General features: G+C 61.8%; 9 protein-coding genes. 1 reads left to right on the top strand and 8 read right to left on the bottom strand.

What is annotated here, in order from left to right; translation table 11 throughout:
* Window positions 1-195: 195 nt before the first annotated feature.
* Window positions 196-1851 (top strand): lysine--tRNA ligase, encoded by a 1656-nt coding sequence (locus NKJ35_RS00780; protein ID WP_352644335.1) that lies wholly within the window; start codon window positions 196-198, stop codon window positions 1849-1851.
* Here NKJ35_RS00780 and NKJ35_RS00785 read toward each other — a convergent pair.
* From NKJ35_RS00785 to NKJ35_RS00820, 8 genes are all read right to left on the bottom strand, one after another.
* The gene (locus tag NKJ35_RS00785; protein WP_352644337.1) at window positions 1814-2653 is read right to left on the bottom strand and encodes a thermonuclease family protein; all 840 of its coding nucleotides are present in this window, start codon (window positions 2651-2653) and stop codon (window positions 1814-1816) included. The genes NKJ35_RS00780 and NKJ35_RS00785 overlap by 38 nt on opposite strands.
* Before the next feature lie 11 nt (window positions 2654-2664).
* The gene (locus tag NKJ35_RS00790; RefSeq protein WP_352644339.1) at window positions 2665-3309 is read right to left on the bottom strand and encodes a S24 family peptidase; all 645 of its coding nucleotides are present in this window, start codon (window positions 3307-3309) and stop codon (window positions 2665-2667) included.
* Between the two features lie 81 nt (window positions 3310-3390).
* Window positions 3391-5610 carry a 3-hydroxyacyl-CoA dehydrogenase NAD-binding domain-containing protein gene (locus NKJ35_RS00795; protein ID WP_352644341.1) on the bottom strand — a complete coding sequence of 740 codons (2220 nt, stop codon included), beginning with the start codon at window positions 5608-5610 and terminating at the stop codon, window positions 3391-3393.
* A gap of 12 nt (window positions 5611-5622) precedes the next feature.
* Window positions 5623-6831, bottom strand: coding sequence for an acetyl-CoA C-acetyltransferase (locus tag NKJ35_RS00800; protein WP_352644343.1), 1209 nt, complete (start codon window positions 6829-6831; stop codon window positions 5623-5625).
* A 17-nt stretch (window positions 6832-6848) separates the two neighbouring features.
* Entirely contained in the window at window positions 6849-7304 is a 456-nt protein-coding gene (locus tag NKJ35_RS00805) for an OsmC family protein (protein WP_254816313.1), read from the bottom strand.
* Between the two features lie 8 nt (window positions 7305-7312).
* Window positions 7313-8482 carry an acyl-CoA dehydrogenase family protein gene (locus NKJ35_RS00810; RefSeq protein WP_352644345.1) on the bottom strand — a complete coding sequence of 390 codons (1170 nt, stop codon included), beginning with the start codon at window positions 8480-8482 and terminating at the stop codon, window positions 7313-7315.
* A gap of 237 nt (window positions 8483-8719) precedes the next feature.
* Window positions 8720-10516 (bottom strand): acyl-CoA dehydrogenase, encoded by a 1797-nt coding sequence (locus NKJ35_RS00815; RefSeq protein WP_352644346.1) that lies wholly within the window; start codon window positions 10514-10516, stop codon window positions 8720-8722.
* Between the two features lie 250 nt (window positions 10517-10766).
* Window positions 10767-11228 (bottom strand): MerR family transcriptional regulator, encoded by a 462-nt coding sequence (locus NKJ35_RS00820; protein ID WP_352644569.1) that lies wholly within the window; start codon window positions 11226-11228, stop codon window positions 10767-10769.
* Between the last annotated feature and the right edge of the window lie 99 nt (window positions 11229-11327).

The following is an 11327-nucleotide window of genomic DNA, read 5'->3' on the forward strand; positions in this document are numbered from 1 at the left end:
AAGGAAAAAGAGCGGCGATCGTTGGCGCTCCGGTCACGCTTTGGAATTTGATCCATCCCGACTAATTGGGACGGGAGCTCTCAATCTTCTTGCCTGATCGCGGTCCTGCCCTGAAACCAGGTTCCACTTTTCGGGATCATGGTCTAGAGCATGCGGCTGCCGGCATGGATGCCGGCAAGTTGCAGGAATAGCATCATGGCCGAACAACAGCCGATCGATCTCAGTCCGGAAGTCCTCACCGCCGCCGCCGAAAGCAAGGCGTGGCCATTCGAGGAAGCGAAAAAGATCGTCGCTCGCTACGCGATCGGCGGCTACCCCGAAACGGTGCTGTTTGAGACCGGCTACGGCCCGTCCGGCCTGCCGCATATCGGCACATTCGGCGAGGTGGCGCGCACATCTATGGTGCGCCACGCCTTCCGCGTGCTGACCGAAGACAAGGTCAAGACGCGACTGCTGTGCTTCTCCGACGACATGGACGGATTGCGCAAGGTGCCGGACAACGTGCCTAACAAGGACATGCTGCGCGCCTATCTCGGCAAGCCGCTGACCAGGATACCGGACCCTTTCTCCAATGAGTATCCGTCGTTCGGCGCCGCCAATAACGCACGGCTGCGCGCTTTCCTCGACCGTTTCGGCTTCGATTACGAATTCGCTTCCTCGACCGACTATTATACTTCCGGCCGCTTCGACGCGACGCTGCTCAAGATGCTCGAGCGCTTTGATAAGGTGATGGCAATTATGCTGCCATCGCTGCGCGAGGAGCGGGCGCTGAGTTATTCGCCCTTCCTGCCGATCCATCCCAAGACCGGGATCGTCATGCAAGTCGCGATCGACGAGCGCAAGCTCGACGCCGGCACCATCGTGTGGCGCGATCCAGACACCGACGAGCGCTTCGAGACGCCGGTGACCGGCGGTCATGCCAAGCTGCAATGGAAGCCCGATTGGGCGATGCGCTGGGCAGCACTCGGCGTCGATTACGAGATGTCCGGCAAGGATCTGATCGATTCCGTCAAGCTCGCCGGGCAGATTTGCCGCGCGCTCGATGCTCCGGCGCCGGAGGGCTTCAATTATGAGCTGTTCCTCGATGAGCACGGTCAGAAGATCTCGAAGTCGAAGGGCAATGGGCTAACCATCGACGAGTGGCTGACTTACGCGCCGACCGAGAGTCTTAGCCTTTATATGTTCCAGCGCCCGCGAACCGCGAAGAAGCTTTATTTCGACGTTATCCCGAAGGCAGTGGACGAGTATTATACGTTCCTCTCTGCCTATCAGAGGCAGGACTGGAAGGAACGGCTGGGCAATCCGGTCTGGCACATGCATGACGGCAATCCCCCGGCAGTCGACCTGCCGGTTCCGTTCTCGCTGCTGCTCAACCTGGTCAGCGCCTCGAATGCCCAAAACAGGAGCGTGCTGTGGGGTTTCATTTCGCGCCACGCGCCGGGTGTGACGCCGACGACCCATCCCGAGCTCGACCGGCTGGCCGAATATGCCATCCGCTATTTCGACGATTTCGTGAAGCCGGCGAAAGTGTATCGTGCCGCCGACGCGGTCGAGCGCGAGGCGCTGACCAAGCTTTCGGAAGCGCTCGCCGCGCTGCCGGCTAATGCCGACAGCGAGGCGATCCAGAACGCTGCCCTCAATGTTGCGCGCAAGATTGAACGCTACCAGGATCATTCCAAGCAGAGCCCGGAGGGCGGACCCGGTGTCTCCGTCGCCTTCTTCCAGATGATCTATCAGGTGCTGATAGGTCAGGAACGCGGGCCGCGCTTCGGCTCCTTCGCCGCGCTCTACGGCATCGCCGAAACGCGTGAGCTCATTCAGCGGGCGCTGGCTGGTCAGTTGGCGGCATGAGGGCGCCGTCCTGCTCCTCCAGGATCGAGCTAGGCGCTACAGGCGCGGATCGCGACGCAGCAGCCGGGAGCGGCGGCAGGCCTGAAACGCTCGGCGGCGGCCCGAAGACGCCTTTTTTTGCTGCACGCGCCTTCTCGCCGGCTTCTACGTAAGGGCCGCCCTTGGCGGCGCGCGCCCAGCCATTTTCGACCAGCCATTGGCCGATATCCTGATTGCCGATCCGGCACTCGGCGGCGATCAGATCACGACCGCCTTCGGGCGGCACGGCACAGACCACCGCACGACTGCGGAGAAAGGCGCGGAAGGCCGTTCGCGCCCGAATGCCGCAATCCCAGGACTCGCCGCCGTCGGTGCAAGTCTCCTCCTGCTTGACGATGTCGATACCGGAAACCGCAATCGAATAGCCCTTTGCTTCGATGACCCCGGCGGCCGACGCGACGGGCTGGAATAGTTTCGTGCCTTTCCAGTCGTCGGGCATTTTCGTTTTTGGCGGCTTGGGCGGTCCGGCCAATGCCAGATCGCTCAACGGGGCGCGCGGCTCTATCCGTTCAAGCTCGTTGGAACCGAGCTGCGGCGGCACCACGATTTCTGGATCGATTGCCCTCGAATGCGCCGCCTGCTTGGCCGGCACTGGTTTCGGGATGGCCGACGTAGCCGGCGCGGCGGGCTGCGGTTCAGCGCCGACCTGGATTTGTTCCCAGGGGCCGCCGCTTTCGCTCTGGACGGCGCGGCCGCCGGCGACAATTGCCGTGGCCATCGCCGGGATCGCCAGAACAGCCAAGGCAAGGTGAGGCAGACGCACCGGCCCCGCGCCTACTGGCTTGCCCAGACAATCCGCGCCACCCATTCGACATCGCGCATGGGGATGTCGCGGTCCGGGTGATCGGGATTGAGGGAGACCAGCGCGATCGACTTCGGTGTCTGGCGGTCGAGCACCTTGGCCATCACCTCGCCGGCATTGGTCTTGACGACGACGCGATCGCCCTTTCGTATGGTAGCTCCCGGCTCGACGATCAGGACATCGCCATTGCGGTAGAGCGGCAGCATGGAATCGCCCTGGACCTTCAACGCATAGGAGGTTTCGGTTGCCCGTGCCGGCAGCTCGATCAGGTCCCATCCCTGCCCAGCCGGAAACCCGGCGTCGTCGAAGAAACCACCGGCGCCCGCCTGGGCGAAGCCAAGCAGCGGCACCGACGATTTCTGCACGGGCAGTGCGCCGGAATTACCCCGGCCTTCGACCAGTCCTGCAAATTCATCCAGCGAGGCGCCGGTCGCCTCGATGATCTTGGCCAGCGATTCGGTCGACGGCCAGCGCGGCCGCCCATCTGAGGACAGCCGCTTCGATTTGTTGAAGGCGGTCGAGTCGAGGCCAGCGCGCCTGGCCAGTCCGGAGGCCGAAAGCGAATAACGCTCGGCAAGAGCGTCGATGGCGGCCCAAACGCGGTCGTGCGAGAGCACCTTGCTCTCCTTCGAAACAGGAAAAAATACCTTCGCTGTTCTAACCCTTGGCCGCCATCTTGTCCACCGCCGGAGACGGCGTCAGGCCGCCTCCTTGGCCTCGTTCCTGGTATAGGGATCGAAGCGCTCGTAGAAGGTCTCGCCCTTCTCGGCCATGTCGAGCAGCAGCTTCGGCGCCTTGAACTCGGCGCCGTATTTCTTCTGCAGGCGCTTGGCGAGTTTGACGAATTTCTTCGCGCCGATGCCGTCGATGTAGGACAGTGCACCGCCTGTATAGGGTGCGAAGCCGAAGGCCAGGATCGAGCCGACATCGGCCTCGCGTGGGTCGGTAACGATGCCCTCTTCCATCACCCGTACCGCCTCAAGCGCGATGGTGACCAGCAGCCGTTGCTTCAGTTCCTCATAGTCGACCTGCTCCGGCGACAGCTGCGGGTAGAGGTCCCTGAGGCCTGGCCACAGCTTCTTCTTTGCCGGTTTTGCCGGATAGTCATAGAAGCCCTTGCTGTTCTTACGGCCCAAGCGACCATGCGTGTCGACCATCGTGTTGATCAGCGCCATCTGCTTCGGATCGACCGCCTTGTCGCCGAGGTCGCGCATGGTCTGCTTCATGATCTTCTGGGCAAGGTCGATCGCCGTCTCGTCGGTCAACGCCAGAGGACCGACCGGCATGCCAGCGGCTTTCGCCGCATTCTCGATCATCGGCGCCGGAACACCTTCGATCAGCATCTTGTAGGCTTCCGACATGTAGCGCAGTACGCAGCGATTGACGTAAAAACCGCGCGTATCGTTGACGACGATCGGCGTCTTCTTGATGGCGCGGACAAAGTCGATCGCGGTGGCCAGCGCCTTGTCGCCGGTTTTCTTGCCGAGGATGATCTCGACCAGCATCATCTTGTCGACCGGCGAGAAGAAGTGGATGCCGATGAAATTCTTCGGCCGCGCCGAATTCCTGGCCAGCGATGTAATCGGTATGGTCGACGTATTCGAGGCGAAGATCGCCGACGGCTTGAGTACAGCCTCGGCCTGTTCGGTGGCATCCTTCTTGACGGCCGAGTCCTCGAACACCGCCTCGACCACAAGATCGCAGCCGGCAAGATCCGCGTAATCGGCTGTTGGCGTGATCAGCGACAGCAACCGATCCTTATCCTGCGGCTTGGCACGGCCCTTCTTCACCTGATCCGAGATCAGGGTCTCGGAATGCGCCTTGCCCTTGGTGGCGGACTCCATGTCGCGGTCGAGCAGCACCACCGGAATGCCGGCCTTGGCCGTTACATAGGCAATCCCGGCGCCCATGAAGCCGGCGCCGAGCACGCCGATCTTCTTGAACGTCGTTTCCGGCACACCAGCTGGGCGGCGAGCGCCCTTGTTCAGTTCCTGCAGCGAGACGAACAATGAGCGGATCATCGCCGCCGCTTCCCTGGTCTGCATGACCTCGGTGAAGTAGCGTTGCTCGATCCGCAAGGCGGTATCGAACGGCACCAGCAGGCCCTCGTAGACGCATTTCAGGATGGCGGCGGCAGCGGGATAATTGCCATAGGTCTCGCGGCGCAGAATGGCGATAGCCGGCGGCCACAGATTGGCACCTGCCACCGAATAGATCGGAGCGCCGGGCAGCTTGAAGCCCTTTTCATCCCATGGCGCCACCGGTTTCAAGCCGTTCTTGATCATCCCCTTGGCAGTTTCGACCAGCTTGTCCGCCTCGGCAATCTCATGGATCAAGCCCATTGACTTGGCCTTCTGCGGCGACAGCGTCTGGCCGGACGTCAGCATTTGCAGCGCCTGCTGCTGGTCGATCAGCCGCGGTACGCGCTGGGTGCCGCCGGCGCCTGGAAAAATGCCGATCTTCACTTCCGGAAGCGCCATCCTCACCTGGTCGGAATCAGCCGCGACACGGCCGTGGCAGGCGAGCGACAATTCGAACGCGCCGCCCATGCAGGTGCCGTTGATCGCCGAAACCCACGGCTTGCCCGAGGTTTCCAGTTTACGGAACAGGCCATTCATAGCGCCCGCCTTGTCGAACAGCGCCTTGGTCGCCTTCTCCGGGTCCTTCGCCTTGTCGGCGGCGAAGCTCGCCAGCATCTTCTGCAGCATGGTGATGTCGGCGCCGCCCGAGAACGTATCCTTGCCGGAGGTGATCACCGCGCCCTTTATCACTGCATCGCTTGCCACTTTGTCGACGATGGCGTTCAGTTCGCGCATCACCTCCTCGGTGAAGACGTTCATCGAACGGTCCGGCATGTTCCAGGTGACCAGCGCAATGCCGTCGGCGTCGATGTCGAGGGTGAAATTGGTGTAGCTCATCAACTCTCTCCGTCAAACGCGTTCGATGATCGTTGCAGTGCCCATGCCGGCTCCGATGCAAAGCGTCACCAGCGCGGTGTTGAGGTCACGGCGTTCCAATTCGTCCAGCACCGTACCGAAGATCATCGCACCGGTGGCGCCGAGCGGATGGCCCATGGCGATGGCCCCACCATTGACGTTGATCCGGTCATGCGGAATGTCGAAAGCCTGCATGTAGCGCAGCACCACCGAAGCGAAAGCCTCGTTGAGCTCGAACAAGTCGATGTCCTGCAGCTTCATCTTCGCCCGCTTCAACAGCTTCTCGGTGACGTCGACCGGGCCGGTCAGCATCAGCACCGGTTCGGAGCCGATATTGGCGAACGCACGGATGCGCGCGCGCGGCTTGAGGCCGAGCGTCTTTCCCGCCTTTTTCGAACCGAGCAGCACGGCCGCCGCGCCGTCGACAATGCCGGACGAATTGCCGGCATGGTGGACGTGGTTGACCTCTTCCACCTCGGGATGCTTCTGCACGGCGACGGCGTCGAAGCCGCCCATTTCGCCCGGCATGACGAAGGACGGATTGAGCGCGGCCAGCGACTGCATGTCGGTCGAGGGCCGCATGTGCTCGTCATGGTCGAGGATGGTCACGCCGTTCTGGTCCTTGACCGAGATCACCGAATTCTTGAAGCGGCCCTCGCCCCACGCCTTGGCGGCACGCTTCTGGCTTTCGACCGCGTAGGCATCGACGTCATCGCGCGAAAAGCCGTATTTGGTGGCGATCAGGTCGGCCGATATGCCTTGCGGCACGAACCAGCCGGGCAGGCCGACCGAGGGATCCATGAACCAGGCGCCGCCGGAGGCGCCCATGCCGACGCGCGACATCGATTCGACGCCACCGGCAATGACGATCTCGTCGGCGCCTTGCGCGATCTTGGCGGCCCCGAAATTGACCGCGTCCAGGCCCGAGGCGCAGAAGCGCGATATCTGCATGCCGGGCGCCCTGGTGTCGTAGCCGGCTTCGAAAGCGGCGGCACGTGGAATGACCGCACCCGCCTCGCCAACCGGATCGACGCAGCCGAAGATAATGTCGTCGACGGTGCTAGTGTCCAGCCCGTTGCGGTCGCGGATGGCCTCGAGCACCTTGGCGCCAAGCCGCACCGCCGGCACCTCGTGCAGCGAGCCATCTTTCTTGCCCCTGCCGCGCGGCGTGCGCACGGCATCATAGACATAAGCTTCGGCCATTGGTGATCTCCTGTGATCTAAAATCGGGGCTCGACCACCACTTCGGTCCGCACCGAATTGGCGATGAAACAGGCGTCGTGCGCCTTGTGATGAATACTCTCGATCATAGCCGCATCTGCGTCGCATTCGACGAGCGGCCGAAGGGTGACATGTGTGATGGCTGTGCGCCCCTCAGCATTCTTGGCCATCAGGCCTTCGGCTTCGTCGTGATAAGATCGGACATTGAGCTTAGCGCGTTTTGCCAGATCCAAGAACCAGAGCATGTGGCAAGAAGAAAGCGAAGCGACGAACAGTTCTTCCGGATCGACGATCGTTGCATCGCTAAAAGGTGCCGGCACAATCGACGGCGATGCGGAAGCGGAGATAACCGCGCCACCATCAAAATGAAGTTCATGGACCCGGGAATAGCGGCCGGAAAGGAAATCCTCCCGTGCCCCCGACTTCCAGCGAAGCCCAGCAAAATGCTTCGACATGCGACCTCCTAAAGGCTCCGCCCGATCAGCAATTTCATGATCTCGTTGGTGCCGCCGTAGATGCGCTGGACGCGGGCATCGCGGAACATGCGGGCGATCGGATATTCATTCATGTAGCCATAGCCGCCATGCAATTGAAGGCATTCGTCGACGACTTTTCCTTGCAGGTCTGACAGCCAGTATTTGGCCATCGAAGCCGTCACCGGGTCGAGGCCACCGTTAATATGGCGGGCAACGCAGTCATTATAGAAGACGCGGCCGATGGTCGCCTCGGTCTTCAATTCGGCAAGCTTGAACTGGGTGTTCTGGAATTCGATGATGGCCTTGCCGAACGCCTTGCGCTCCTTGACGTAGTCGATGGTAAGCGCCAGAGCCCGCTCGACCATGGCAATAGCAGTGGTGCCGATCTGCAGCCGCTCCTGCGGCAATTGTTGCATCAACTGGACGAAGCCCTGGCCTTCGTCATTGCCGAGCAGGTTCGAGGTCGGCACACGCACGTCGTTGAAGAACAGTTCCGACGTGTCGTTGGCCTTGAGGCCGATCTTGTCGAGGTTACGGCCGCGCTCGAAACCCTCCACCTCGTCAGTCTCGACGACGATCAGCGAGATGCCCTTGGCGCCCTTCTCAGGATCGGTCTTGGTAACGACGATGATGAAATTGGCGAGCTGGCCGTTGGTGATAAAAGTCTTCGAGCCGCTGAGCTTGTACCGGTTGCCGTCCTTTTCGGCACGCATCTTGATGCCCTGCAGGTCGGAGCCCGCACCCGGCTCAGTCATGGCGATGGCGCCGATCAGCTCGCCGGTCGCCAGCCTCGGCAGCCATTTCTTCTTCTGCTCCTCCGAGCCGTAGTGGAGGATATAGGGGGCAACGATCGAATTGTGCAGGCCAATGCCGAACCCGTCGACGCCGACATGGCCGATCGCCTCGATGATGGCGCTCTCATGCGCGAAGGTGCCGCCCGATCCGCCATATTCCTCCGGCATCGAGGCGCACAGCAGTCCGGCAGCACCCGCCTTCTGCCAGCTTTCGCGGTCGACCATCTCGTTCTTCTCGAACTCGTCGTAACGCGGCGCGATCTCTTCCGACATGAAGCGGTGCGCCATGTCGTAAAGCATGCCGACCTCGTCCGTCGCCCAGGCGGGCTTGGGAAGGCCAAGGATTTCGGCGGGGTGGGTCATGGTTTCTCCCTCGCGCCGACGTCCCCCTCCCCCTCGAGACGAGGGTGGCCGCGAAGTGGCCGGGTGAGGTCGCCGATGACTTGCTCGACCTTATCTTTTACAACCTGCGCCATGTGCCACGGCATTGCGATCATTTTCCTCCGAGGCATGCACCAGAATGGAGGTCGGCGCACTGCACGCAGAACCCCTCCCGGCCCTTCGGGCCACCCTCCCTCGAGGGGCAGGGGAACGCCGAAGCTAGAACGCTTCCGCCGGCAGTGCCATCAATGTGTCGGCACCGCTGGAGATGCGGGCAAGATGCGCCGACGTCTCCGGCATGATCCGCTCTATGAAGAAGCGCGCCGTCACCAGCTTGTTGTCGTAGAAAGACGAAGCGCCGTCGGGACCATCAGCCAATTTCGCTGCGGCCACCTTGGCCATCCGGGCCCACATATAGCCCAGCGCCACCAGGCCGAAGAGATGCATGTAGTCGGTCGAGGCGGCACCCGCATTGTCGGGCTTGGCTATGCCGTTCTGCACCAGCCACATCGTCGCCGCCTGCAGATCGTCGAGGCCCTTTTTAAGCGCCTTGGTGAAGGGCGCCATCTTCTCATCGGTGCGGTTCTCCTCGCAGAACTCTCCGACTTCCCTAAAGAAGACCTGGACCGCGCGGCCGCCATTCAAGGCCAGCTTGCGGCCGACAAGGTCGAGCGCCTGGATGCCGTTGGCACCCTCATAGATCATGGCGATGCGGGCATCGCGGACGAACTGGCTCATGCCGTGTTCTTCTATATAGCCGTGGCCGCCGAACACCTGCTGCGCCATTACCGCATGATCGAAACCCTTGTCGGTGAGCACGCCCTTGACCACCGGCGTCATCAGGCCGGTATAGTCGTCTGCGACCTGGCGATCTTTGTCGTCACCGGAGCGGTGAGCGATGTCGGACTTGATCGCCGTCCACAGCGCCAGCGCGCGGCCGGCCTCGTTGAACGCCTTCATGGTCATCAGGCTGCGGCGGATGTCCGGATGAACGATGATCGGATCGGCCTTCCTGTCCGGCGCCTTCGGTCCTGACAGCGAGCGCCCCTGCAGACGGTCCTTGGCGTAGGAAACCGCATTCTGATAGGCGACCTCCGATAGCGAGAGCCCCTGCAGGCCGACGCCAAGCCGCGCCTCATTCATCATGGTGAACATTGCTTTCAGCCCGCCATTGGCCTCGCCGAGCAGCGTGCCTTCAGCGTCGTCGTAATTCATGACGCAGGTCGAGTTGCCATGGATACCCATCTTCTCCTCGATCGAGCCACAGGAGACGGTATTCTTCTCGCCCGGATTGCGTGAGGCATCGAGCTTGAACTTCGGCACGATGAACAGCGAGATGCCCTTCACGCCATCCGGCGCGCCCTCGATACGGGCCAGCACCAGGTGGACGATATTGTCCGACATGTCATGCTCGCCGGCCGAGATGAAGATCTTCTGGCCGGAGATCCTGTAGGTGCCGTCGCCATTTGGGACAGCCTTGGTGCGCAGCAGGCCAAGATCGGTTCCGCAGTGCGGCTCGGTCAGATTCATGGTGCCGGTCCAGGCGCCCTCGACCAGCTTCGGCAACCATGTTGCCTTCTGCTCTTTGGTGCCATGGGTGATGATCGCAGCGATCGCGCCTTGCGTCAGGCCGGCATACATCATCAGCGACATATTGGCCGACACCATGTATTCGGCAACCGCGGTGTGCACCGCGTAGGGCAAGCCTTGCCCGCCAAACTCGACAGGTGCGGCGAGCCCCATCCAGCCGCCTTCGCGATACTGGTCGAAGGCCTCCTTGAAGCCTTTCGGCGTCGTTACCGAACCGTCGTCATGGCGCACGCAACCTTCCGTGTCGCCGACACGGTTCAGCGGCTGCATCACGTTTTCAGCGAGTTTCGCCCCTTCGGCAAGGATGGCCTCGAGCACATCCGGCGTGGCGTCGGAAAATCCGGGAAGATTGGAATAGCGCTGATACCCCAGCACTTCGTTCAGCACGAACAGCGTGTCGCGGATCGGCGCCTTGTAGATCGGCATGCGTTTTCCTCCACCATGCGGTCTTGGCCCCGAAATCAGTCCCAGTGTACCAGTGTATGAGGATAGCAGGCGGGCCAGTATGACGGGGTCGGAGATAGCAAATGTTGACGTTTGCGTAAACGTCAATTCTGCGGTGCGACGAATTTTCTCCCGCGCGCCAAGACGGCAAACGGCGAAGGACGGCAAACGACGAAGAAGCGCGCAGCGAAAGTTGCGCGACCCTTACTCGTCGGAAATCGAAAGCTTAGTTTTAGCTCGCCGCGCTGGCCTGCGGCGTCGAGCGCTCGATCAGCATTTGCCGGACGGTCAACATCGAAGCACTCAATTCGCTGATGGCATCGTCGATCAGCGCCCGCTGCTTCTGCAGACGGGCAAGCTGCTTCTCCGACTTGTCGAGCGCCAGCCGCAATTGCTTTGTGTTGGAGCCGTTCGGATCGTAGAGGTCCATCATCTGCTTGACGTCACGCAGCGAGAATCCGACCTTGCGGCCAAGCAGGATCAGCTTCAGCCGGGCCCTGTCGCGACGCGTATAGAGGCGGGTCGAGCCGTCGCGCTGCGGGTTGAGTAGACCCTTGTCCTCATAGAAACGCAGCGTACGCAGCGTCACTCCGTATTTCTTGGCCATTTCGCCGATGCGGACAAGCTCTTCACCGGCTTCGCTCGACATATCGTTGGTGTTGGCCGCGGCTTGGCCGGGCGAAATAAGTTTCATGGTCACTGGCTTTCCCCGTCTGATGGCGTCGCGGTCGCGGACCTAGCGTCGCCTGAGTGAAAGCGGGGGCGTGCTTCCACTCGTGGTTTCAACAAACAA

Source organism: Mesorhizobium sp. M0136, from assembly GCF_040322515.1.
Lineage (GTDB): Bacteria > Pseudomonadota > Alphaproteobacteria > Rhizobiales > Rhizobiaceae > Mesorhizobium.